General features: G+C 42.9%; 21 protein-coding genes and 2 pseudogenes. 11 read left to right on the plus strand and 12 right to left on the minus strand.

What is annotated here, in order from left to right; all coding sequences use genetic code 11:
• Positions 1-72: 72 nt before the first annotated feature.
• Complete coding sequence (locus ADH68_RS11720) at positions 73-618, plus strand: RteC domain-containing protein (protein ID WP_255201374.1); 546 nt, start codon at positions 73-75, stop codon at positions 616-618.
• Positions 619-999: 381 nt separating this feature from the next.
• Here the strand turns inward: ADH68_RS11720 and ADH68_RS11730 are convergent, their stop codons facing one another.
• The 4 genes from ADH68_RS11730 to ADH68_RS11745 all read right to left on the minus strand — a co-directional run bounded on the left by ADH68_RS11730 (position 1,000) and on the right by ADH68_RS11745 (position 6,012).
• Complete coding sequence (locus ADH68_RS11730; RefSeq protein WP_068960667.1) at positions 1,000-2,226, minus strand: site-specific integrase; 1,227 nt, start codon at positions 2,224-2,226, stop codon at positions 1,000-1,002.
• Positions 2,227-2,809: 583 nt separating this feature from the next.
• On the minus strand, positions 2,810-3,793 hold the full coding sequence (locus tag ADH68_RS11735) for a MarR family transcriptional regulator (protein WP_068960666.1): 984 nt from the start codon (positions 3,791-3,793) through the stop codon (positions 2,810-2,812).
• 401 nt (positions 3,794-4,194) lie between these two features.
• Positions 4,195-4,809, minus strand: coding sequence for an RloB family protein (locus tag ADH68_RS11740; RefSeq protein WP_068960665.1), 615 nt, complete (start codon positions 4,807-4,809; stop codon positions 4,195-4,197).
• A 3-nt stretch (positions 4,810-4,812) separates the two neighbouring features.
• Positions 4,813-6,012, minus strand: coding sequence for an AAA family ATPase (locus ADH68_RS11745; protein WP_068960664.1), 1,200 nt, complete (start codon positions 6,010-6,012; stop codon positions 4,813-4,815).
• A gap of 1,087 nt (positions 6,013-7,099) precedes the next feature.
• On the opposite strand from ADH68_RS11745, the gene ADH68_RS11755 reads away from it, so the two are divergent.
• The 8 genes and pseudogenes from ADH68_RS11755 (at position 7,100) to ADH68_RS11790 (ending at position 12,634) form a co-directional block, all read left to right on the plus strand.
• Complete coding sequence (locus ADH68_RS11755) at positions 7,100-7,543, plus strand: PcfK-like family protein (protein ID WP_157755894.1); 444 nt, start codon at positions 7,100-7,102, stop codon at positions 7,541-7,543.
• An 11-nt stretch (positions 7,544-7,554) separates the two neighbouring features.
• A complete protein-coding gene (locus ADH68_RS11760; RefSeq protein WP_068960662.1) occupies positions 7,555-8,817 on the plus strand; it encodes a PcfJ domain-containing protein in 1,263 nt (420 codons plus the stop codon).
• Between the two features lie 50 nt (positions 8,818-8,867).
• On the plus strand, positions 8,868-9,086 hold the full coding sequence (locus ADH68_RS11765; RefSeq protein ID WP_084274009.1) for a DUF3873 family protein: 219 nt from the start codon (positions 8,868-8,870) through the stop codon (positions 9,084-9,086).
• 324 nt (positions 9,087-9,410) lie between these two features.
• A pseudogene (locus ADH68_RS11770) lies at positions 9,411-10,373 on the plus strand (IS30 family transposase).
• Positions 10,363-10,743 (plus strand): annotated as a pseudogene (locus ADH68_RS11775) (HU family DNA-binding protein). Before ADH68_RS11770 ends, ADH68_RS11775 begins: the two co-directional pseudogenes overlap by 11 nt.
• Before the next feature lie 146 nt (positions 10,744-10,889).
• Positions 10,890-11,480 carry a DNA-3-methyladenine glycosylase I gene (locus ADH68_RS11780; protein WP_068960661.1) on the plus strand — a complete coding sequence of 197 codons (591 nt, stop codon included), beginning with the start codon at positions 10,890-10,892 and terminating at the stop codon, positions 11,478-11,480.
• A gap of 35 nt (positions 11,481-11,515) precedes the next feature.
• Positions 11,516-11,905, plus strand: a complete 390-nt coding sequence (locus ADH68_RS11785) for a hypothetical protein (protein ID WP_068960660.1) — start codon at positions 11,516-11,518, stop codon at positions 11,903-11,905.
• Positions 11,906-11,908: 3 nt separating this feature from the next.
• Positions 11,909-12,634 carry a DUF5131 family protein gene (locus ADH68_RS11790; RefSeq protein ID WP_068960659.1) on the plus strand — a complete coding sequence of 242 codons (726 nt, stop codon included), beginning with the start codon at positions 11,909-11,911 and terminating at the stop codon, positions 12,632-12,634.
• Positions 12,635-12,947: 313 nt separating this feature from the next.
• Here ADH68_RS11790 and ADH68_RS11795 read toward each other — a convergent pair whose 3' ends face one another.
• From ADH68_RS11795 to ADH68_RS11820, 6 genes are all read right to left on the minus strand, one after another.
• Positions 12,948-14,264: a class I adenylate-forming enzyme family protein gene (locus tag ADH68_RS11795; protein WP_068960658.1), complete on the minus strand. Its 1,317-nt coding sequence runs from the start codon at positions 14,262-14,264 to the stop codon at positions 12,948-12,950.
• 7 nt (positions 14,265-14,271) lie between these two features.
• Positions 14,272-14,496: an acyl carrier protein gene (locus tag ADH68_RS11800; RefSeq protein ID WP_068960657.1), complete on the minus strand. Its 225-nt coding sequence runs from the start codon at positions 14,494-14,496 to the stop codon at positions 14,272-14,274.
• 12 nt (positions 14,497-14,508) lie between these two features.
• Positions 14,509-15,855 carry an alpha/beta hydrolase-fold protein gene (locus ADH68_RS11805; RefSeq protein WP_068960656.1) on the minus strand — a complete coding sequence of 449 codons (1,347 nt, stop codon included), beginning with the start codon at positions 15,853-15,855 and terminating at the stop codon, positions 14,509-14,511.
• Entirely contained in the window at positions 15,839-19,411 is a 3,573-nt protein-coding gene (locus ADH68_RS11810; protein ID WP_068960716.1) for a 1-acyl-sn-glycerol-3-phosphate acyltransferase, read from the minus strand. The genes ADH68_RS11805 and ADH68_RS11810 overlap by 17 nt, the downstream gene beginning before the upstream one ends.
• 15 nt (positions 19,412-19,426) lie before the next feature.
• Complete coding sequence (locus tag ADH68_RS11815; protein ID WP_068960654.1) at positions 19,427-20,266, minus strand: alpha/beta hydrolase; 840 nt, start codon at positions 20,264-20,266, stop codon at positions 19,427-19,429.
• A gap of 336 nt (positions 20,267-20,602) precedes the next feature.
• Positions 20,603-21,829: a transposase gene (locus tag ADH68_RS11820; RefSeq protein WP_068960653.1), complete on the minus strand. Its 1,227-nt coding sequence runs from the start codon at positions 21,827-21,829 to the stop codon at positions 20,603-20,605.
• A 17-nt stretch (positions 21,830-21,846) separates the two neighbouring features.
• Between ADH68_RS11820 and ADH68_RS11825 the strand changes: the two genes are divergently transcribed.
• Positions 21,847-22,671: a tyrosine-type recombinase/integrase gene (locus ADH68_RS11825; protein WP_068960652.1), complete on the plus strand. Its 825-nt coding sequence runs from the start codon at positions 21,847-21,849 to the stop codon at positions 22,669-22,671.
• 87 nt (positions 22,672-22,758) lie between these two features.
• Here ADH68_RS11825 and ADH68_RS13970 read toward each other — a convergent pair whose 3' ends face one another.
• Together ADH68_RS13970 and ADH68_RS11830 are read right to left on the minus strand one after the other, a co-directional pair.
• The gene (locus ADH68_RS13970; protein ID WP_157517400.1) at positions 22,759-22,905 is read right to left on the minus strand and encodes a hypothetical protein; all 147 of its coding nucleotides are present in this window, start codon (positions 22,903-22,905) and stop codon (positions 22,759-22,761) included.
• A gap of 12 nt (positions 22,906-22,917) precedes the next feature.
• Positions 22,918-23,130, minus strand: coding sequence for a hypothetical protein (locus tag ADH68_RS11830; protein WP_068960651.1), 213 nt, complete (start codon positions 23,128-23,130; stop codon positions 22,918-22,920).
• Positions 23,131-23,583: 453 nt separating this feature from the next.
• Between ADH68_RS11830 and ADH68_RS13975 the strand changes: the two genes are divergently transcribed.
• Positions 23,584-23,796, plus strand: coding sequence for a hypothetical protein (locus ADH68_RS13975; protein ID WP_133165752.1), 213 nt, complete (start codon positions 23,584-23,586; stop codon positions 23,794-23,796).
• The last annotated feature ends 6 nt before the right edge of the window (positions 23,797-23,802 follow it).

Raw genomic sequence — 23,802 nt, forward strand, 5'->3', positions numbered from 1 at the left:
TTCATCGGGGGTTCTTTGTAAAGTTACAAAATATCTATAACTCTGCCAAATAATCAGTTAGCCATTAACTGAATATCCCTAAATAGTTTAACATTCTATTTCAGTAGGAATTTGGACTTTTACCAGTATTACCGTTCTAAATCTACTTATTTGGATAGATACTATTTTACCCGAAATCAAAATGATTTACGAATATGTACAGACAGTTCCCATATTGATAAAGACCCTCTATATTCAACCGGATATGATTTTAAAGTGGCTAAAATTATTACTAACGAACTGTTGAAAATCTATTTGACTAACAGATTGCAGGAATTGGAGCGTATTGTACAGCGCAAAGCGGATAACGGACAGGTTGTAGAAAGTATTTTGCGTTGGACTGGCTCTAAAAGGGCGTTGGTAGAACTGATTTATGCTTTAGAAGCGAATGGGGATTTTAATAAAGGAACGGCTACTTTAAAAGAGATTGCAGGATATTTTGAAAATGTGTTCAGTATAGATATTGGTGATTTATATCATTCTTATTTGGAAATGCGAAGCCGTAAAATAAATAGAACTCGGTATTTGGAGACATTGCAAAAAAGTCTGCTCCGAAGAATGGATGAAAACGATACATGATGCGAGTTTTATTTTCTTTTCGCAAGTAATTATATTCTTGATAATAAATAAACCATTCAGTATTTCAATCAATATTGAATGGTTTATTGTTTTCAATCAATCCAGTTTTCTTGAAATCTTGCTTTCAATCAATCAGGCTATCAATATTTCAATAAAACAAGATTGCAGAATTACAAAAATAAACTCATCGGTCGGGGAACGCCCAGCGGCAAGGGGCGGGACCACCCGTCCCGACGAGCGAAAAAATCTTTAGTTAGGAAATGTCTTTCTTTCATTGGCAACACGACTTTGGAGTGAATTTGCCCAAGGTGTTTTGCGGCACGGAAAACAGATTTGTGTGCCACAAATCACACCTTGCTGTTATCTGACGATAACACGATTTCAACGGCTGGCAGTACGATTTGGAACGTCCAGTTTTTGAGCCAACATTTCCATGTCGCCACTTACTTTCAAATCGGTAATCCTCGCATAAATTTGAGTAGTTCTGATGTTGGTATGACCTAAAATCTTAGATACAGTTTCAATGGGAACACCGTTTGCGAGCAGCACCGAAGTGGCGCACGAATGCCGGGCTACATGGTAGGTCAAGGTCTTTTCAATCCCGCAAATGGCTGCGATTTCTTTTAAGTAATCATTCATTTTCTGATTGCTGATAACTGGTAAAATCTTACCGTTTGGCAATTTGTCTCTGTACTTTTCCAATATGGCTTTTGGTATATCCAGCAATCGGACAGTAGATGTAACATTTGTTTTATGTCTTTTCCGTATAATCCACAAATTACCGTCAAATCCGGTGCGAATGTCCTCCTGCCTTAACTCGCATACATCAATGTATGAAAGTGCCGTGTAACAACTGAAAATGAACAAATCACGTACCTGCTCCAACCGTTTAGAGCTAAACTCGTGGTTGTAAATGGTGGTAATTTCTTCCATAGTCAGATAATCCCTATCGGTACGTTCAAACCTTACCCGATAACTCCCAAAAGGGTCGGCAGTCACTAAACCCGTATTCTTGGCAAAGTTTACTACCGTGCGAAAACGTTGTATGAACTTCATAGCCGTATTATGGCTGCACCCATAGTTATTCTTGATAAACAACAGGAAATCTTCAATGAATACCACATTTATATCTTTAATGAGCATATCGGAAACGGAGTATTTAAACTTCATAAACTCCATAAGCCGTTTCTTTGTCAGTTCATAACGTGAATAGGTCTTGTCTGCGGTATTCATTTTGACCTTTTGCAAATACTGCTCGTTGTGCTGTTTGAAGAACTCTATCAAAGTCCGTTCCCTTGCTATCTTACCTAAAAAAGCGTTCTTTACCAGTTCTGCGGTTACATATCCGTCTTGCGCCATTAACGCATGGTAATGTTGATGAACTGTGCTACGAATACTTTCCAGCATGGAATTGATGTGTACGGCTTCTGCGGTTCTGCCGGAAGCCTTGCCTAATTCCACGCTCCAGTGAGTCGGATTTATTTCCAGTTTGGTGTTAAACTGGGCTACAACTTGGTCGATAGTGATACGTGCGATAATCGGTGCATTACCGTTCTTCTTTACTGCATTTCGTTTGACGAAATAGAGTAGCTTAAAAGTACTTCTCATAATCTCTTTTTTTAGTTACAAACTTAAATTGATAAACTGAAAATGAGATATTTGCAGTACGGACAAATCAAGACAACAAACCGCCAATTTTGGACATTCCGTGACCTAAAATCTTAGAGGGTGGACAGGTCACGAATTGGTCACGAAAGTGTGTCTTTTTGTGACCTTTTCGTGTCTTAGGTCACAGACATTATACAAAGAAAAACTCTTACAACACCTTGATATTGTAGGAGTTGTACATTTACTGTCCATTTCTGTCCAGCGTTTCTGTGATCCGCGTGGGGTTGGCGAACTTTATGCTTTGCATTGATAATCAAGTTGTTGACATTGCTCTTCCTGTGATGTACACGTTACGCACACGACAGTGTTTCAATGTTCTTCGGCATTTTTCATCCGATAGTGCAAATTTAATCATTTTCCGCGATGTACACGCTATCCTAAATGTTAAAGTTTCTGCAATCGGAATCAGCATATTAGCCCTTATACTGCTGTCAAATCTCAATTATCTTGTCTCTCTTGAAATCTCCGGGCTCGTTTGAGGGATGTTCGGAAAGGACTTCATCGCAGGCTGTGTCTCCGATAATCACAAAGTTGTCAGAGAAATCGGCAAATGCTTCCCTGAATTTTTCAAGTCCTCCTCCCATTTTATTTCATTCATCATTATTTCAATTTCTTTCTCAACCCGCGGATCTTTATCATCTTTCAATGTCAGGTACAATGACAGTTTATCCACATAGCCGGAAGTGCCTAACGGTGGATATTTCCATATCTCGATGCACTGTGTATCTTCAAAAGAGTGCAATTCGGGTATGGAAGATTTATGTTCACGCACCCACTCCGCAGTCAAAACTCTTGTCGGGACATCTTCCGGTGCAAGCATTGAGTAATGCGACAATGCGGAGATTCCACCAACATCTCCTTCGGGAAATACATCTGATGTATATTCTATGCTTTTGATTGGATCAATCAGATTGGTTGACACATTATTCCAAAGTTCTTTCCCTGACAGTTCAAACACAAGTTTCTTATTCCTGCTACCTTCCAGACGAACCAATCCCAATGCTTCAAGTTGCTTTATGGATTTAGCGATTGTCTTATATTTATAAGGAACTTTATCCTCCAACTCTTTAAGCGACAATCCGTCAAGACTCTCAATCTGTAGATGATAAAGAATGATATATTGGGTTGACGGATAAAACAATTCCTTAATCTCACTTTTTGTTGACCGCCTGTTGATAATCAATGTCGGCACAAATGCGAATTTATCGGCTACGACAAAATACACTCCCTGCTCCACCAGCCGGTCACGCTCATAAGTCAATAGATTGTCAAAGTAAAATACAGCCGGAATGTGTTTGACGCTTTCAATTCTTTCCGAAATCTTACGTCGTTGCACATTCGTATAATCCACCTCGCCTTTGGCCACCAACAAAAGCATGATTTGCCCATTGAACTCAAACTGCATCATATTGAAATTTGCAATGAGGTCAAGCCATAGACCTTTTTTGTCTTGAATGGATAGTTCTTTAAGCTCTATCCGCTGTCCGGCGATTGTTATCTCCTTCATGTTCTACGATATTTTGCATTATTCTCCGAGTGTTGGGGAATAATGCAAAATTGCGGAGAATAATCTAATTTTACAAATATATCAGGATTCATTTTTTTAACAAGGACACATTTTACATCAATCCCAGTTATAATACACCGTGGTGTTCACGCGGTAAAGACATGTGCCCAACGTAACAACGGCTCTATTGAATTTCCTGATTGCTTATCTTTTTTTGTTCAATTATTGCTGGATGTTCAATGTCATTGAACACTGCAAGGTTTATGAATTAATTCGGAATAACACGCTCCTCCTTAATTTCGGCAATAGAACCCGCTTATTGCCGAAATTAAGTTATTGTGATAGCCATGCTTTTTTCTCATCGTGCTGTGATGGGACTTATTTCATACTATACTGAAAAATCAGACAATTCCCAGTTCTTTGAACATTGAGCCTATTTCGGAATAAGTATAATCCCGTTCTCCGTCAATCAGGCATTTATCAGATTTCAGGGCATTCTCAATCGCCCTTACCCAATCGCCGCCTTTCTTCTGGAAATATTGATGCAATGGATGTGTCCTGAAAAAACGTTGAGTTTTTTCGTAGCCGCATATCCGGCAAAGCTCGTCCTCTATGCTTTTTGAATCGGCATAGTTTTGTCCCGTATATCTGAAATAATAAAGGAAGAACAGTTCGGTGCAGCGGTCAGTCTCAAAGAAGCGGACTTCATAATTGAGTCCCTTTTTCTCATTATGGACCTTCTTACCATGATATTTCCGTTTCAATTCAGAATAGGCTGCCCAACTTGTCGGGTCTTTCTTCTTATTGTCCATGTCGATAAGACAAAAAATCCTGTCATATCCGATTGCTATTGCAGATTCAATCGAGCGTTCCAATTCACGCAGGCTCGTATTCTTCGGAGTGTCCGGTTTGATGCTCTGTAACTGGCGGAACTCATCCTTCAATGAATTGAGATAGAAGAACTCCGTAGGGCCTTCGCCGATAATCACAGTGGTTTGTTTCCTTACTTTTGGCATGGCTCATTCCTGATTTAATACAAACGGTGAACCCAACACTGGTTTTGACCCAAATCGACCGATACGATAGGAATTGTAGAGTGAGTGTTCCCTGCGGAGGCCGAGTTTGTCAGCGCGGGTATATTCAGATGCCGCAGTTTCAGATGACTTCTCTACGAACCACACTGATTGACGGTTTTCATTAAACTGATCTTCTGAAAGCAATGTCATCTCCTGTGTTGTGAAAAACAACTGCGATTGGCACGAATTGGCAAGGAAAACCTGAATATAATACAGAAGCAGATCATAATGCAAATCCTCGCCTAATTCGTCAAGCATGTAGATATGGTCTCCGGTTATGGCATTATACAGATAGTTAAGATCAACCAGATATTTAATTGTGCCGGCAGACTGTGTGGAGAGAGGCAACATGAAGTTACCTTCATCTGATGTATTTACAAATTCCACATGATTTTCGACACCATCCGATATGACGCTGAAATTTGAAATATTGAAATCAGCCTTTTTCAACATCTGTATGAAGAATTCTTTCTTTTTCTCATCCTGACTTACTTCCTTCAAAAGAGAGACGAGACTTTCACCGTCATTGCTGACTCCATGTACATGGGACTTAATCCAATTGTACAGTGCCGCAATCTTACATGCGTCTTCCGGCAAGGACACTTTTCCATACGTAGAGAGGACCGAATGATTGTTGAGAGTATGCTCTTTCAGAACCCGGAGGGTCTTCGCCTTTATCCCGATGCTTGTTCCAAATTTAATCTCGCATTGTCTGTCTTCACCGACAAACTCGCGTTCATAAAACAGAGACTTGCTCTTATTGGGATAGTAATTCAATTCCTCTCTGATGATATGGCTTCCGAGATATGAAATCATATAATCATATCTGATACCGTCGGCATAAAAAGACACGAACATCTTTGTCGGCTGATTCTTGATCAAAGCAAAAGGCATTTCAGAATGTACTCTTTCATTTCGATCCTTACGGTCAATGAACATAAGTTCAAAAGCATTCTGCATCGCTTTGAGCATATTCGATTTGCCCGAAGCGTTGGCTCCGAATATTATTCCCACACGGCCAAGATGAACTCCTTTTGAGATTTCGGCACTCATCCAGTTTTCATCATCGCCGTCCGTCTCGAAGTTCATCGTTTGGCGTTCCCGAATTGACAGGTAGTTTTCAGTCCAGAATTCGCGTATCATTTTGTATTTTATCTAAAATTTAAGCCTATATTACAGGCTGGCTGCAAAATTAGCTATAATTTTTGGCGTTTCCAAGAAAATCAAGGCTAAATCTGGTCAATGCTTTATTCAGATGCGATTTTCAGCAATGTAAACTCCAGAGAGGCGTGACGGCTGAGCTTGTTATCGCATAGCGAAACATTGTTATGTGATGGCAATGCCGTCCGCGGCGTTTGCCGGAGGCTGCTCTACCGACGACCGCATTGCCAATGGTTGAGAGCGGGCTAAACACCGAGTTGCTGAACGCCGGAGCCGGAGCTTCGCCAATCCTGCTCTTGCTTATCTGCAACTCCGTATTCTTAACGCCCGCTCCATTGCTCGTAACTTTTAGCCATCGCGCCACTCTTCCGTTGAAAGCACTCCACGATGCGAAAGAATGTGACAGCCTCCGTTCATTACGGCAAGCCTCCATTTCCTGATTCCGTCACATACATTCGCCTTTCCGGGAGTGTGGCAATTCAAATTTCATGTAGGTAACACTTCGACTGATTTTTCAGAAAAGCATTTCCGTATGTCGGTTATTCTGTGTCTCCAAAGAGGCACTTCGGCTCTATGTTTATTCGGCAATTTCAGCATAATGCAATCAACTATTGGAAAGCATATTCGCTCGTGATGGAATAACGTGCCGGGAACGGGCTATTCTTTTGCCGCCTGTCAGAAAAATCTCCAGCCCTATGGGTAGTATTTTTCTGCCGTCGGCGAACAGCCCGCTATTTCCCCGTCACGCAGGGATAGTAAACGAGCGAACATACTTCAAACAGTGATTAGACGCATTAAGCGGAAAATCAAATAAAAAAATATCGCCTTATGACACAAAATAACCGACATATTAGAAATACGAGCTTCACACCATCACCAGCTCATACCGCATTAAGACGGCTGACTAAGGTGGCCGGGATAATACTCGGAATGATAATCGGGATTGTCCTTTGGGTGGTAGTGAAACCGATGATAAGAGGTATCGGGTGGCTCATCAGCATACTGACCCTTATCGCAATGATATACTTTGTATTAACATTCTAAAATATATACGACTATGGCAAACGAAATGAAATCATCAAACGCAGTTATGGAGGTTGTCCGTAACTATATGGAGAAGCGTTGCGCAAGCGACCCTATCCTCGCTATCAAGTACGCAAATCCAGCGAAGTCATTAGAAAAGGCACTGAACTATGTGGCTCACGAGGTGCAGAAAAGCGGACTCACCATTATGGACTCGGATAGCGTGTTCGGTCTAATCCTTCATTATTACGATGAAAATTTGGAGGATGTCCCCAATGTCAACTGCAAGATAGCTGTTGCAAAGGAACTCACCGACAGCGAGAGAGCCGAGGCAAAGGAACAGGCAATGGAGCAGTACAGGGAGGAACAACTCCGAGAACTCCGCAGACAGAACCAGCCAAAGGCAACCGCACCCAAGCACACCGCCACAGCACCGAAAGCAGGTGCAGAAATCAATGTTCAACCCAATCTCTTCGGAGATGACTTCTAAAGCATACGACTATGAAACCGAGAAATAAGAAGCAAGAGCAGATATTGGCAATGAGTGGGCAGCTTCGCCCACTCACCACCGCCCAAAAGCAGTGGGCACTGACCCATACAATCGACAACTATGCCCTTAAATTCAAGAAAGGGAAAGCCGTATGTCTGATATGCGGTCACGAATGGGTAGCCGAGGAAGGAATGTGCCGTTGCCCACATTGTGGCGCAACGGTTGAGGTCAAGGCTACCACCCTGCGAGTTGTAAGGGAGAGGTCATACTTCAACATCATCACCGCAGTCAAGGATTTTCAAGTAATCCGAATGTTTCTGATGATTGTGGAGTTCCGCAAAGGTATGAAGGCAAATCCCGGCTTCATTGAAATCGGCTCCTATTGGATTGACAAGCACGGACACACCACCGTAGTAGGGCTTCAGCGAACATTGGGTCACTACATTGACTCATTCGCTTTTGGCTCTCCATTGGAAATCAGACACGACAATGACGCATTCTGGCACATCGCCAACCAATGGGTGTATCCGAGGATTAAGGTTACTGACACAATCAAGCGCAACGGATACACAACATTTGCCTATGGCGCACACCCTGTGACGATGTTTCAGCAGTTGCTCACCAACCCCAAGGCTGAGACGCTGATGAAAGCCGGAGAGGAAGGATTGTTCCGCTACCTTTGCCACCATCCTAAAGAGGTTGACAAATATTGGGACACAATCAAGGTGGCACGTCGGGCAGGTTACAAGATTGACGACCCGCAGATGTGGTTTGACTACATCAAGATGTTGGATAGAATGGGCAGAGACCTCCATTCCCCCGCGTTGGTAGCGCCAAATGACCTCAAAGCCGTACACGATGAATATGTGGCAAAGGCTGAACGTCAGCGTATCAAGGAGCAGAGAGAGAAAGACCGCAAGAGAGCGGAGGAAGATGAAGCCAAGTTTGAGGAACTCAAAGGCAGATACACTGGATTGGTAATGACAGACGGAGAAATCGTTGTCCATACCCTCAACTCCGTAGCCGAGTATTATGATGAGGGAAGCCGTCAGCACATCTGTGTAGGTTCATCGTCCTACTACCTCAAAGAGAACACATTGGTTTTCACCGCAAAAATCAAGGACAAGACAATCGCTACGATTGAAATCTCCCTCAAAGACTACTCAATCATCCAATGCAGGGCATTCGCCAACAAAGTCTGCCAATATCAAGACCGCATTGCCAAAATCATCAGCGACAACATCAAGATGATAGCAGAGAGAAAGAGAGCATAAGTTTAACCCGACCTCCACCGCACCGGTGGAGGTCACAATCAAAACATTATATGTGCAATTCTGAATATGACTTCTTAATTCCCAAGTTGGGACAAGAACTATACTCTAAAGCCTACAATCCCTATCGCCCATATTCAAAGAAATTCCAATGGATATACGAATATCGTCATACCGATGGCGAATTATTCTCAGCAACAGCACCCACTATTGAACTTTGTCGCCAATGGCGCGATGAATGGCTTGCAGAAAGGAGCAATAATAGCCAATAGTCGTAATATACGCCAAGCGGAGCAATCCTGTGAAGAATTGCTCCGCTGATTTACGCTCAAAATCCTAAAAATTTCGGCCGCCTTTGGAGGCGGCGAGAGGCAACTTATTATGAAGAATCCAAATAGAAACGCACAGTTTTTATGTTGCAGTTCGCTGAATAAAGGTATTTCTCTCTCCTCGGAGGGGGATGCCTAAGCGGCGGGGGCGGGCGAGTCCGCCCCCAAGAGCGAACTCAGACAAAAGGATATGTTGTAGAGGTAAACAGCAATACAAAAAAGGAGACCGAAGTCTCCCTAAGATTAAGCAATTTTGTATTGCTAATTATGAAACACTTAACCTCGGAACAAAGGTACGAAATTTACCTTGGAAGAAAAAGGGGCTGGAGCAGAAGCCGCATTTCAAGAGAGATCGGCGTGAGCACCTCTACGGTGAGCAGGGAGCTGACACGCAATGTCAACTCCAATGGCGAGTATGTCTGGTTTAATGCCCAGGCTAAATCAGAGGCACGCAAACATAGGCTTCAGGGCAATCATCGTAAGTCACCTGAACTCTGGTGGCGTATAGAGCAGTTGATCATAGACGAAGACTGGTCGCCGGCTCAGATTGCCGGTGTTCTACGCAAGGAAGGCATCCATATCGTAAAGCAGACCATATATAATCATGTTCATGCCGATAGATCCGGAAAACTGGCCGCGCATATGCCTCATAGGCTGAAATACACCCGGAGAACCAAGGCCTTACACCCCACAAAGGCGACCAACATTGCCAACAGGACAAGCATACATGAACGCCCTGAAGAGGCCGACGGCACGCGTTTCGGCGATTGGGAGATGGACACCATTGTCGATTCGTTCGGACATGTTATATTAACCCTGACCGAACGATCCACCAATTTTATTCTTATGCGGAAACTTCCTCATGGACGCAAAGCCATGCCGACGGCACAGACTGTGGCAAGGCTTCTTTATCCATACCGTGACACCTTGAGAACAATCACCACTGATAATGGATGCGAGTTCGCTGCACATCTTGAGATAACGCGTCTGCTCAGCATGAAAAATCGCGAAAAAGTTATCGTATACTTCGCTGATTCATACTGCTCATGGCAAAAAGGCGCAATTGAGAATGCAAATAAACTCATAAGAAGGTATATCCCTAAAAAATCCAATTTCGATGACTTCTCCGATAAATGAATAATGGAGATACAGAAGAAATTAAACCGTCGTCCTCGCGAGAAAATCAACTTTGATTCTCCAAAACAGCGCTTTTTCGCCAATGTCGGTTAACTTTGCATTTGCTGTTGGACTCTACAGAGGCAACTTATTATTCCAAATATCAGGATTTTTCGCTAATTTTGCATACCCAATTTCAAAAAATAATATGACAAAAGCGGAAATAGTAACCGAGATTGCCAAGACAACTGGCATCGAGAAAGCGAGCGTACTCGCAGTAGTAGAAGGACTGATGACTTCAATCAAAGACAGCCTCGCACACGGCGAAAATGTATATCTCCGTGGCTTCGGCTCATTCATCGTAAAGTAGCGCAAGGAAAAGACTGCCCGTAACATCTCCAAGAATACAACTATCATTATCCCGGCTCACAATATCCCGGCTTTCAAACCCGCAGCCGAGTTCAAGAAGGAGGTGGCGAAGTAAGATGGGACATGAAAATGAGAACACAGTCGAAGAACTGACGGATACCTGTGAATGCGGTTGTCATTGCGATGGTGACTGTCATTGTCACGAGAAACAGCCGGAGATTTTTGATGAAAGTGACATCGACCGCATAATAGCCAACCTTAATGACTGGGATTAAAATGGTATCTGAGAAACTGAGTCGTTGTCCGTGGTGCGGAGACGACCCTCTTTATGTGAAATATCACGATGAAGAATGGGGTCGCCTTGTCACGGATGACCATATACTCTTTGAGTTCCTCACGTTGGAAAGCGCACAGGCTGGACTGGCTTGGATAACAATCCTGCGCAAACGAGAAGGCTATCGTGAGGCATTTCACAACTTCGATGTTGAGAAAGTTGCTGCCATGACCGAAGAAGATGTTGAGCGATTGATGAAATTTGACGGAATAGTCAAGAATCGCCGTAAAATCCAGTCGGCTATTTCCAATGCCCGGCTGTTCATCGAGATTCAGAAAGAGTTCGGCAGCTTCTTCAACTATCTGAGGTCTGTCTTTCACGGAGATTTCCCCGTTGTAAATCATCCGGCAACAATGGCTGATATTCCGGTCACATCGCCTGAGTCGGATGCAATCGCTAAAGATATGAAGAAGCGAGGTTTCAAATTCTTCGGCTCAACAATCTGCTACGCCCATCTACAAGCCACAGGCTTCGTAGATGACCACCTTAACGATTGCCCCTGCAAAGGACAACTATAAAACTTTGATTGGCGTTATACTAAGAAACAATAGTTATGGCTTCGAGACGGACAATCATACAAGACTGGATGGTGGCGCAGAAGCGTCACCATCTTTCTGACATGCAGGTACAGATGGCGCGTGAACTTGGATTCAAACCGGATTCACTTCGCAAGATTGACAATCATAAGCAGGAACCGTGGAAGACACTACTGCCACAGCACATTGAAAATCTATATGAGAAACGTTTCAAACGTGAAAAACCTGAGGTTGTAAAATCTCTGAAACAGCAACTCATAGAGGACGAGATCAAACGCAAGGCTAAGAAGAAAGCCAAAGACGCACGTCGCGCAGTAAAAGCAGCGGAAGAGTCGATGTGCAGTCCCGAAGTGATTGAGGATTCAGAAGATATTGTGCAATTAGGACTTGACAGTTGCGGAGATTGAATTATGCCGATGTGGAATCCGTGGCATGGTTGCCACAAGATAAGTACGGGATGCAAGCATTGTTACGTTTACCGTGAGGATGCGGCGTTTGGCACGGTCACACCGTCAAATGAAGTGCGTAAAACGGCATCGTTCAATCTACCTATAAAGCGCGATAGAAAGAAGAATTGGAAATTTCCGTCAGGCACGGAATTTGCGCTGTGCTTCACCTCTGATTTTCTGATTGAAGAAGCCGATGAGTGGCGTGATGAAATCTGGGATATTATCCGCCAACGGACTGATTGCACATTCTTTTTCTTCACAAAACGCATAGAACGCCTTATGCAGTGCTTCCCGGATGATTGGGGCGAAGGATATAACCATGTTGGTATCGGGTGCACGGTCGAAAATCAGGACCGCGCAGATTATCGTTTGCCGATATTTCTCTCATTGCCAATCAAGCACCGCATGGTAATTGTCGCGCCAATGATAGAAAAGATTGACATAAGCAAATACCTCAATCCGGAATTGATTGAGGAGGTCTCGGTCGGTGGTGAATCCGGCAAATATGCCAGACCTCTGGACTTTAACTGGGTTCTTGATATGCAAAGACAATGCCGGGAGTCGGGAGTACCGTTCAACTTTCATCAGACTGGCTCATATCTGATTAAAGACGGTCGTCAATACCATATTCCGAGGGAACATCAGCATTCCCAAGCTAAAAAAGCCGGATTGGATTTTGATTTCTGATTTATTTTTTGAAAATTCGTAAAGCTGTATCACCTTTTGCGATATGAGAGGAATAACTTTGCATCAGAAATCAAAACTATGAACTTCCATTTTTTGTCGACTTCCCTGAAATTTACAAAAATTGTCCGATACAAGACTTCGCCAACGATATAGCACGGCGTCTAAAAGCCGAAGGCTATGACATCTACATCGACCGCATGGGCTACGGCAGCAAACGCATTCCCAAGGGAACCCCAATCTGCTATCGCGTCTTCAAAGGCCGTTATCCCAACCACCACATGGACAATTGGAAAGATGAGTTTCAAAGTTATTCCTACTTCGGGCTATACGCTTTTCGGTTGAGCTTACCGTTGTAGGTGCGCTCAACTTTATCGACTTGGGTATATAACTGAGGAACCTTATGACCTTCAAGCTTTGATGCAAGGTGTTTGGCTAACGCTTTCTTCTCAACGGAAAGACCTTCTTTTACAACATAGAGAAGACGGAGTGCTATTCCTAATACCGGATGCTGTGATGGAATACAAATACAGTCATCAATCTCCGGCATCGACTGGGCGGCATCCTCAACCTCAACAGGATTTACCTTGAACCCTCCGACATTTATAATATCTCCATCTCGTCCGGCTAATTGCAATCGGCCCTCTTCATCGAGGATTCCCTTGTCTTTCGTGAAGATTTTATTCTCTCTGAGAACACGATTTGTTTCATCCAGGTCTCCGCAATAGCCAATCATTAGCGTCTTACCTTGACATACAATAAACCCATCATCATCAATTGTTAAGGCTGAGTGTTTCATCGGCTTTCCTAAGCACCCAGCTACACAATATCCTCCGTTGAAATTATGGGTCGCGATTATTCCGGTCTCTGTGGAGGCGTAAGTATTATAAAGACGAGTATGCGGAAGCAATTCGCATAGTTTCTCCATGTCGGATTGCGAAATTGGAGCGGCTCCAGTTTCGATGAAATCAAATTTTTCAGAACAATCCCTTAGTTGTTTCTCACCGAATTGTATCATCATACGGAGACTGGCCGGAACTTGGAAAGTAGCCACCTTCCAAGGAGCATCCTTAACCACCTTAAAGAAAGCTGGCAAGTCTTTGAGCCCGTCCATGATATAAATGGAAGCACCAACTATTATTGACGGCCATATCTTACTCAAACTTCCTATGTGGTTAAGCGGACCGGTAATAATAAACGTCAGGTTCGAAGAAAAGCCTTGTGCATCAATCAAGTTTTCAGCATCATATATAATGATACCTTGGCTAATCATAGTCCCTTTCTGTTTACCGGTTGTTCCGGTCGTAAAAAGTATGTCGGTTACATCTCCCGGCATATCAGCCTGCGATGTCAATTCCAGTATTCCCTGAAATTGAGCATCGGGCAAGTCCTTTTCAAGAGGAACAACCACTTTCCCGGCCTTGTGAGCTGCGAAATAGTCTATGATGAAATCAAAATCATGCGCGGATCTTAATACATAGACACGGGAGGTTTCGGATTCAATTTCCGACGCACGTTCACAGACCGCCGTCCATAGTTCACTATAAGTCAAAATTCCATCGGAATTTTGGAAAGCAATCCTCTGGGGCGAAGATTGTGCATGTTCACGTAGATAATCTTCCAGTCGGTTCATATAACCTTTATTTTTCTGCCAGCCTACGGTTTACCATTTCGACTATGCTGTCAAGCGAACGGAGGTTCTTGGGAGTGGCATCTTTAGCTTCTAGTTCAATGCCATATTCCTGAGACAGCACCATCAAAATAGTCGTTACGCCAAGAGAATCCAATTCGGCAAAAAGGAAGTCCGAATCTAAATCTACGAGAGGAAGAAGGTCTTCCAGTAAAGTTCTAATATGTTCTTTCATTTTCTGTAGTTATCAATTTTTAAACAATCGGGGAAGATAGTCAATCAGATACTTACGCCAGTTGCTCCAAGTGTGTCCACCATCTGATTCATTATACAAAAAAGTATAGCAACCCTTGTTAAGTTTTTTTCTTAAGTCATCGTTAAGTTTCTTTGTAAAATCATCCTTCCCTACGGCGATATAGAAGAGTCTGGGATTTTTCTTAAAGAAATTCTTCAATTTCCAATCAAAATTATCATATATATCCAAATTCTTATCGGATTCTCCTCCAGTGATACTGCTAATCTTTCGGTCAACGCTACCACCCCCTAAAAAAGGAAGTGCTTGCTTTAGTTGCTTCCAACCTTCTCCTATACTTTTCAATCCGCCGACACTTTTGTCTCCAAGAGCGTTTGTTGTTTGAGCCGAGAATAATCCAATGTAATCAAATTCATTAGGATTATTTAATGAGGTGTACAGTGTATGAAGGCCACCAAGAGACAACCCAGCTATGGCTCGATGTTGCTTATCTGCAACCGTACGATAATTCTTGTCAACATAATTGACAATCTCGGGGACAAATGATTTCTCGAATTTACCAAACATCGATGAAACATTGTTGCTAGAAGGTTGAACATTCGGATTGTTAGGATCTTCTCCGGGAGCGGCTGCTAACTCCACATTGCCGTTGGGCATGACAACAATCATTGGTTCACATGTGCCATTTGCAATAAGATGATCCATTATTTGGGATAAACGACCGCAATCAGCCCACGCAGTTTCATCACCTCCCGAACCATGAAGGAGATAAAGGACTGGATAGCGTCGAGATGATGATTTGTATCCGTGAGGAAGATATACAGCCATACGGCGTTTACTCATTCCATTCAACGATGATGGGTACCAATCATATTCTAATGTGCCTTTTTTTGTTTGCGCATCAGTAAAGTTATCTCCAATCCCGCCCTTGATGATAAAATAGTTATAGGTAGAGCCTATATCCCGAGTTGTGTCCCTATTCCTTTTATCGAAACGCACAGAATCTTCATTCACTACGAAATCGTACCAGTAGAGTTCAGAACTGAGCGGCTGCGACGTATAAGTCCAAACTCCATTTCCAGTGTTCGTCATTTCAGCTTTACCATCTTTGGAGAACATTCCAGCCATAGGAATTAAAGAATTCCCTTTTTGGAAGAATGTACCCTGTACTTCTACTTTCTCGGCTTTCGGATCTATATAAGTAATTGTGACAGAGTTGTCGCTATTGATGGTAATTGGTTCCTGAGCGTTGACATGAAGAGAGGAAAACAATATCAGACCGGCCAATATTGCACCACATACTTTTTTAGGAACGTATGTCTGTTTACACTGAAAATTCATAAAGCTTTAAGTTTTCTATCGTTGATAAATCCATAGAGGTCTGAAACTCTACGTTAGTAACAATTCCCTCAGCAGCATATTTTGCTACTGTTATTTTTTCTTCGTCCGAATCAATTGCAAATACCTTGATGTCGGGATGGACAAGACCCATCAATAGAGCCATTTCACCATATCCACAATTTTTAATAACAACACATCCCGGTTGAGTATGGTCTACCAAATCGGAATAATTGTTGTGCTTTTTTAGGTTACGGGTTACTTCCTGTAATAGTTCCGTCCCCTTATATCGATAACGGTCTTTTACAAGAGATGCAAAATAGGTTGCCGTCTCATACTTGCAACACATTGCCTTGTATTCAACCTTCATGTGGCGATGAACATTCTGGGCGAATGCAGAGTATGATTCATTCCATATAGGACTTGACGATGTTATCCGTTTACCTATCCGCATATTGATTTCTCCCTTGTAGCAGGCAAAGCTTTGGATGGGCATAAGATAGTTAACGCCATGCAGCAACACAGGCAAAACATCAATGTTAAGTTGCTTTGCAAGATAGAACGGTCCTTTATGGCATCTGAGAATGGAAGAATCGGGATTACGCATTCCTTCCGGAAAGAAGGCTATTGAATAGCCTTCCTCGACATACTTCTTGAAAATCTCCAAGTCTCTCTCCAAAGAAGAATCCTTCCATGCAGTAAAGTTGGACTGCCGGATTGTATAGAATCCCAACCACTTGAACATTATACGAACCACCGGATTCATACTTGACCTCTCATTTGCCACAATGAGAATCTTAGGACTCCATGCCATAAAATACATCGGGTCGAGCAAGGACTGATGGTTGCACACGATAACACAGGGCTTATTCAAAGTCTCATTATACGGGTTGTGCATTCTGAATTTAACACCGGGCATCAATTTAAGGTCAATTCTATGTGACCAAGTGACAAAACGATGGAAAAGAGCCAGTGTTTTTGGTGTCCTCGGACCAATAATAAACAGGAAGAAGCCCAAGATATATCCGATTAGTAATTGAGATAGCCACCATGCTCCACAGAACCAAGTACGAAGTAACGGTCCGAGCGTTAGAGGGCGTTTCCTATATTTGCCATGAGATTTTGTGATCCAATTGAATACCAAAGGAGGCAATAGATAAGCTATCAATACAACCGAGAGCATACCAACAATGGTAACCTCAGCCAATGAATGGAGTGCCGGATGTTTTGCAAATATCAAAGTTCCGATTCCGATGAACATAATGAGAGCGGACACAAGAATCGAACTTTTGTAGGAAGCAAGCATCTTTTTCCTAAAAGCATATTCATAGCAACAGCCTTCGGTCATGAAGATTGTGTAATCATCTCCCTGTCCAAAGATGAAAGTAGCGAGAATAATATTGACAATGTTGAATTGTATTCCGGTCATTCCCATAATTCCCAGAATCCAAATCCAACTGACTGCCATAGGCAGGAACGAGAGCAAAGCCAATTCAATGGAGGCAAAAGAAGCCCATAGGAAAAAGAACACAATCAAACTACAGGCCCATCCAATATAGCTGAAGTTGTCTGAGAGGCCATTGGCAATAGCACTGTTCATACTTTGCACATCAAAGCAGAAATGGGACCCTTCGAGGCTATCAATCTTTTGACGGAGAACTTCCATTTTGTCTTTCTGCACAGAAATCAGATTGACAACCCGGTATTTCCCATTTATACTGTCAATGCTGAGGTGCTGAGAATTAATGGAATTAAGAGGGCTAAAGAAGTCTTTGTCTTGGAGGGCATATTCTCCTGATAGAATATCTTCAAAGGGAGAGAATGCTTTTTTCTGGAAGCCCTTTGTAAGTACCCCCTGCGTCAAGGAATCTGTCAAAAGAGTTTTATGAGTCGCTATAAAATTAGTCCACCTTTCCAATCTTTCAGCTTGCTGTTTTGATGATGGTAGAAATTGCATGTCAGATTGATAAACGCTATCAATCGAAGCAAGTTCTTGTTTGAGTTTGGGTCTTAACGCGGCATTGTTATCAATAGCCTCATCCAGCGTGTTTCCGGAGCTTACAACATATAAAGTTTCAGTGTTGTCTGAGTTATTGCTTGTCAGTTCCTTAAAATATACCATATCCGCTTTCTGACGGTCGGTCATGAAATTTATATGGCTCATATTAGAGTCAAAGTCTGTTTTGAGACTAAAATAGCCAAATATGACAGTGAGTAACACCACGCCAAGGACAACCCAACGTTTTTTTTCCGGTCTAATGTTGCTCAACCAATCTAGCCATTTGACAGAAATCTCATGTTGACGGTTTCCTTTTTTACGAACTGCATGAGGCAGAAATACAACGGTAAATAAAATGGTGCCAATAAGAATCAAAGCACTGAAAATCCCCAAATCGCGGAGAGCAGCCGCTTTCAATGGGACAAGTGCAACAAACGCTCCTACAGTGGTTATATTACCTATTATCAAGGGGGCTATTATCTCTCTTAGCACTTGTTTCATCGAACCTGTGTGCGCAGTATGAGCTATCAGATGGAGCGGATAATTGACTGCAATACCGAGTATAATGCTTGATATTCCCACAACAATCAATGAAACACTACTATGAATCACCGATACCATCGCCATTGCGAACAACCATCCCCATCCAACCGAAATGACAATAAGGATAATGTTCCAAGCCTTTCTGAATACAATAATAAGTAACGCCACAATCAGAACTGCGGCAATTGCAATGGATAACAGACTGTCCTCTTTAATTTGTGTAGCATTGGCGACTGCAATGGCCGGCCCCCCGATGTAATGAACAGTCACTCCTGAAAACTCGTTTTCAACCTCGTTTGCCCGTTCCGCAAGGAAATCCATTAAAACGGCATTGTTATGAGTTTCACTGTTTCCAAATGGAGATTCCATTAGAACCAAGGCGCGGCTCATATCCGGAGTAAAGATATAACCGTCATACATCTCAATATTATCTGCAGACTGGCCACTTTGAAGCCTACCTACGCAGGGAGAGAAAAGATTGAGCGGATCTCTTTGAAGATTTTCAGACAGCAATCCGGATGTGGGGAACATTAACAGTTCCTTATCCTCTTCAAGCCGAGATAAAATATAGCCGGGGGTATTCAGCAGACTGTCCATTCTCGTATAATCTTCCTCGGAGAGGAAATAAGGGATATTAGAATAGACGAAGTCGGTATATTCCGAAATCTTCTCCAAGTTGATTTGCGTAGTCAATTCCCTGACATATGCAGCAGAATCTTTTTCAGAGACGATATTTTCAAAATAATCGATTGCTTCCACCATATCGTCAGGATTTGCATTAAGCGAATCTGACGCTTGAAATATGGCAATAATCTTACTTGCCCCCGACACATCTTGATAGACCTGCATCGCCTCCTGATGATTGCCTTCCAATGGAAGAAAATCCGAAATATCTTCTTTAAAATCCAGACGTAGCAACAGGCAGGAGAGGACTGACGTGACTATGATAAACGACAGAAGGCAAAACCTTCTGCGGCTCTGCATGAAGTCATGTATTTTGAGTGCAATCTTAGTCATTTGGAAGTATCTTTATCAGAATATTGTCTTTATCCAGTTTAGGAATGCTTCTTTCCATTCCCTGCATTCAGCAGAACCCTTTGTTTCAGATGCACCAAATCCATGTCCTCCTGTCTCAAACAAAAGATATTGATGAGGAATGTTCTTTGACGTGAGAGCCGAATCCAACAATACAGAATTGTGGTAATCCACAATAGGGTCATCCTTACAATTCACCAAAAAGACAGGCGGACAATCTTCCGGAACATGTCTTTCTAGTGAAAGTAAATTCTTTAATTCCGGGTCATTCTGTTTATTATCACCCAATAATCCTCTGCGAGACCTTTTATGAACGCATTTTTCAGTCATGGTAACAACAGGGTATATCGGAACAATAAAATTCGGTCGATATTGCGGATCAAATAGTTCTGCAGAAGACATTACGAGATGTCCACCTGCTGAAAATCCCATGGCCCCAATTTTAGTAGAATCCACCCCAAACTCACTTGCGTTCTCTCTTACTATTTTTATAGCCTGTCGTAAATCATCTTGTGGGTCAGGATAACGATTTCCTCTAAATAGATACCGATGATGGAATATAAATGCGGGGACATAGGCAGTTCGATAGTCCAAAACAAACGCAGAAATTCCGTTATTGTTGAGCCATTTAGCCACTTCATGCCCCTCGGTTTCGCTATCATGCCAAAAGTAACTCCCACCGGGACATACAATAATCCCGATATTATTATCGCCATTGACTATATAAGGAGTTAGCTTTACCTTTTTATGGCAATCTGTATTCTCCCATATATTAATTTGGGCAAAACAGTTGATTGTCATTATTATTGCAGCTATTATGGAGGTGATTCTCTTCATTTCGTTTAAATTTTATTGATAAGATAATCCTTGCCAAGAATCGCTTCACAAGTTTGTACTGCGGTCAATGTCACGCCACAAAAGCCATGCATATTTATACTTTGTCCTGTAAGAAACAAGTTGGGAATCTTGGTACGCAAGGGAATAAATGGAATGGCATCATTACAATCTTTGCGCAAACCACACATAGCTCCATGCCTAACACCCGTAAAATCGTGGATTGTTAAAGGCGTGGCGGAATCTATGTACTCCACCGCTTCTCTAAGACTTGGATATATCTCAGATAATTTGTCTAATATCAATGATTCGGTAAAATTTGAGGTTGTTCAGTCTTGGCTAAGCCGCTAACTGAGCCAACCGATGATTTATTTTCTTAATTATTTTGAGATGCGGAGATTTTCCGCAAGTCGAAATAATTGTTGAGGCGAGATAAGATTCAAACATAAGCCGCTTGAACTGCGCTACCGAAAGATCCGGATAATCCTTCCTTATGACCTCTTTGCAGACATTGAGGGCTGTGAAGGAAAGATTGAACGCAAAGTCAAGCCGGGCTTTGTCGCGGGTCTGCTGTGACTGAAGTCCGGTGAACTGCTTGGCATCGCGTATGCCGAACTCAATCTGAAAGCGGGTGCGGTAGAAACCGATGATCTTTTCAGGCCTCATGTCGGTGTCGGTAGAGAAGTAAAGAAGAGGCTCTCCGTTTTCAACCGGACAGACCACGATACGGATGTCGCGTTTCAATGCCCTCGAATGTACGACCGCCGTGTGACATCGGGTTTTGTTTCCTTTGGAATCCTCATATATGAATGAAGTGAACACGGACATATCAAGGTTGGAGAAATCCACTTTCTCTCCATACTTTTTCTTTCTGCCGCGTCTTCGCGGGGCGGAGGAATCCGGTATGGCCAGATACCTCAGATATGAGTTGGCACGTAATCTCCCGACAAATCGGAATCCCATGCCAATCACTTCATTTACAAACTCATATTTGGAGAAAAATGCATCTGCGACCAGAATATCCGTCAGTGAATGCAGCTCAGTAGCCTTTGACCTGACAAGTGCCACATACCAGTCAAGCATTGACATTTGTTTCTCGGATTCAAGAGTCCTAAAGTCCGGTGACTGGACAGCACCGAGCATCACGCATGTATGTTTACTCAGACTTATTGCTCCAATTGCCATTATCTCCAGACCGCGTTTCACACGTTGTGCCACCCCTGACCAGAAACGGCCTATGCCATACGTCAGTCTGCCTGCTTTTGAAATGAACGACGGATCGATTGCCACTGCCATGTCATCTGTCGGTCCAAAACAATCCTGCGCCATACCTATGTTGACTTTCATCCAGTCTACGGATGTCTTGAAATTGGAGGCAAAGGTCTTGGCTGTACGACCGCCATAGCGCGACAGCCGGGTAAAATTGACTTTGCCCGGAATCAACGCGACAGTGCGTATTGTTAAAATCATCCAGTTGAGGAACCTTTTGCTCATCTTGGTTGTAGTATTTTCAAATACCGACTTACACCTTAAGGTGAAGTCTTTGAGAATCGCCAATACGTTCATACGCTAAGTTTTTTATAATGAACGATTTGGCGATTCATTTGTATTTGATAATTCGTTATATTAACTTAAGTTTCAACTACTTCGGTAATTTTTACCGAATCATTGTGTATAAAGACATCGATCGAATGGCTCAATGGCAGAATATAATGTCCATACCTAAGGCCAAGACAGAAAAAAAAGCGTTGGAATATCTTACTCCTGAGGGTATAAAGCTCCTTCTCGAACAGCCGGATCAATTGACCTCTATGGGGCGCAGACATCTTGCGCTTTTGGCTCTGATGTACGATACCGCTGCAAGAGTGCAGGAAATGGCAGACTTAATCGTCGGCAGTCTTCGTATTCAGTCAGAGCCATATACGATTAAAATAGTAGGCAAAGGGAACAAAGCCCGAATAGTACCACTTTCAAAGGAACAGGTATCTCTGATTAAACAGTATATGTCTGAAAATCAGAAATCGCTCGTTTCTCACACATCGCCTTTGTTCCAAAACTCCAGAGGCGAGAAACTTACAAGAGAAGGAATCGCCTACATACTAAAAAGATATGCAGATATGGCAAGACATTTGAATCCGGAGCTCATTCCGCAAAGAATAAGTCCCCACTGCATAAGACACAGCAGAGCCATGCACCTTCTTCATAAAGGGGCCATGCATATCGTAGACCTGAGGGACTTCCTCGGCCATGCTTCGATAGTTACTACAGGAGTTTATGCAAGAGCAGACTCCAAGGCCAAACGGGAAGCCTTGGAAAAAGCTTATAAAGGCGTAACATCTAAAATGTCAGAAAGAGAATGGGAAAATGACAAAAACCTGTTGACCTGGCTTAAACAACTGGGCCATTAAATCTTTATGAGAAGTCCATCTGATAAGTAGCAATGATAGACGCCTGAATATCTGGCGGCTTTGAAATGGACTTCTCATAATATGCCTCTACTCATAATGATTTACTGCACCTTCCATACTCTTGGATGGGTTCGCCATCTTGATAGCGAATGTGGGTTCTGCGATGCAACGCTCTTGGAGCATCTGCTGCATAACTGCGATTGCAGCGTTGTTGGATTTCATTGAGTTTGCCATATCAGTATGGTATTAAAGTGTGAATAACCAATAGATTATCAGTATTGCGGTTATGAGGGATATAACCCAGCCCGCACCTCGGATTACAGGTCTGACTATCGCCCACACCAGAGTTCCGATTATTGCTCCGATGATGATTGCCACCACCTTTGCAACCCTTTTTATTTGGTTGAACCTGAGGCTTTGAGCTTCGCTTTGACTTTTTATGTGGCTGTTTGTTTTCATCGTTGCGACTTTTTTTTATTTGTATATCACCATCGGTTTTCGCTTGCTTGACACCTGCAAGGCGTGTGGTGAACAGAGGGGATGTTCGCCTTTGACGGAAAAATACAAGCCGCAGGTCTGGAGATTTTTTAGCCAATAGGCATCAGAATATCCCCGGCACCGCACGTTACCCACTGGCAAGCAAGTTGAAAATCGTTGTTGATTAGACAATAACAGGAGCCACGACTCCGGCACGGTGAAAACATATAGTCACATACTCGAAAGAAAATTTCGTAATATTGAAATGCTAATAGAATTGTCCGGTCCCGAAAAGTCGAGTCTGTGATATGCCGACAACGCAGGAAGGCGGCACATCACCGTCTCGGCCCGTGGACTGCTGCTAACGGAGAGTGGCGCAACGGCTCAAATAACGAATGATGGAGGTGGCATAAGAACACGGAGTGGCAGATAGACTTGGCAGGTACAGCGAAGCAACCTGCTCAGGCTATCAGACACTCGGTGTTTAGCCGACTCTTCAATTCTGATAATGCGGTCAGCGGTAGTGCCGGACTCGCTCCTTATCGGCTTGCCGCTTTACTCCGCAAAGAAACGCCGCTGACGGCATTGCCCAATACCTGCGATGCCTCGCTTGCGATTGCCAAAGTCGAGCCGTTGCGCCTCTCGTAGTTCCGA

Source organism: Muribaculum intestinale (assembly GCF_002201515.1).
GTDB classification, from domain to species: domain Bacteria; phylum Bacteroidota; class Bacteroidia; order Bacteroidales; family Muribaculaceae; genus Muribaculum; species Muribaculum intestinale.

What these genes read in the sequence shown, in the direction of transcription:
- ADH68_RS11790 (WP_068960659.1), top strand. Translation starts at nt 11,909, where the DNA reads ATGCCGATGTGGAATCCGTGGCATGGTTGCCACAAGATAAGTACGGGA.
- ADH68_RS11820 (WP_068960653.1), bottom strand. Translation starts at nt 21,829, where the DNA reads ATGAACGTATTGGCGATTCTCAAAGACTTCACCTTAAGGTGTAAGTCG.
- ADH68_RS11805 (WP_068960656.1), bottom strand. Translation starts at nt 15,855, where the DNA reads ATGAATTTTCAGTGTAAACAGACATACGTTCCTAAAAAAGTATGTGGT.
- ADH68_RS11735 (WP_068960666.1), bottom strand. Translation starts at nt 3,793, where the DNA reads ATGAAGGAGATAACAATCGCCGGACAGCGGATAGAGCTTAAAGAACTA.
- ADH68_RS11800 (WP_068960657.1), bottom strand. Translation starts at nt 14,496, where the DNA reads ATGAAAGAACATATTAGAACTTTACTGGAAGACCTTCTTCCTCTCGTA.
- ADH68_RS11755 (WP_157755894.1), top strand. Translation starts at nt 7,100, where the DNA reads ATGAAATCATCAAACGCAGTTATGGAGGTTGTCCGTAACTATATGGAG.
- ADH68_RS11745 (WP_068960664.1), bottom strand. Translation starts at nt 6,012, where the DNA reads ATGATACGCGAATTCTGGACTGAAAACTACCTGTCAATTCGGGAACGC.
- ADH68_RS11785 (WP_068960660.1), top strand. Translation starts at nt 11,516, where the DNA reads ATGGCTTCGAGACGGACAATCATACAAGACTGGATGGTGGCGCAGAAG.
- ADH68_RS13970 (WP_157517400.1), bottom strand. Translation starts at nt 22,905, where the DNA reads ATGGCAAACTCAATGAAATCCAACAACGCTGCAATCGCAGTTATGCAG.
- ADH68_RS11730 (WP_068960667.1), bottom strand. Translation starts at nt 2,226, where the DNA reads ATGAGAAGTACTTTTAAGCTACTCTATTTCGTCAAACGAAATGCAGTA.
- ADH68_RS11815 (WP_068960654.1), bottom strand. Translation starts at nt 20,266, where the DNA reads ATGAAGAGAATCACCTCCATAATAGCTGCAATAATAATGACAATCAAC.
- ADH68_RS11830 (WP_068960651.1), bottom strand. Translation starts at nt 23,130, where the DNA reads ATGAAAACAAACAGCCACATAAAAAGTCAAAGCGAAGCTCAAAGCCTC.
- ADH68_RS11740 (WP_068960665.1), bottom strand. Translation starts at nt 4,809, where the DNA reads ATGCCAAAAGTAAGGAAACAAACCACTGTGATTATCGGCGAAGGCCCT.
- ADH68_RS11795 (WP_068960658.1), bottom strand. Translation starts at nt 14,264, where the DNA reads ATGAACCGACTGGAAGATTATCTACGTGAACATGCACAATCTTCGCCC.
- ADH68_RS11825 (WP_068960652.1), top strand. Translation starts at nt 21,847, where the DNA reads ATGAACGATTTGGCGATTCATTTGTATTTGATAATTCGTTATATTAAC.
- ADH68_RS11765 (WP_084274009.1), top strand. Translation starts at nt 8,868, where the DNA reads ATGTGCAATTCTGAATATGACTTCTTAATTCCCAAGTTGGGACAAGAA.
- ADH68_RS11780 (WP_068960661.1), top strand. Translation starts at nt 10,890, where the DNA reads ATGACTGGGATTAAAATGGTATCTGAGAAACTGAGTCGTTGTCCGTGG.
- ADH68_RS11810 (WP_068960716.1), bottom strand. Translation starts at nt 19,411, where the DNA reads ATGACTAAGATTGCACTCAAAATACATGACTTCATGCAGAGCCGCAGA.
- ADH68_RS11760 (WP_068960662.1), top strand. Translation starts at nt 7,555, where the DNA reads ATGAAACCGAGAAATAAGAAGCAAGAGCAGATATTGGCAATGAGTGGG.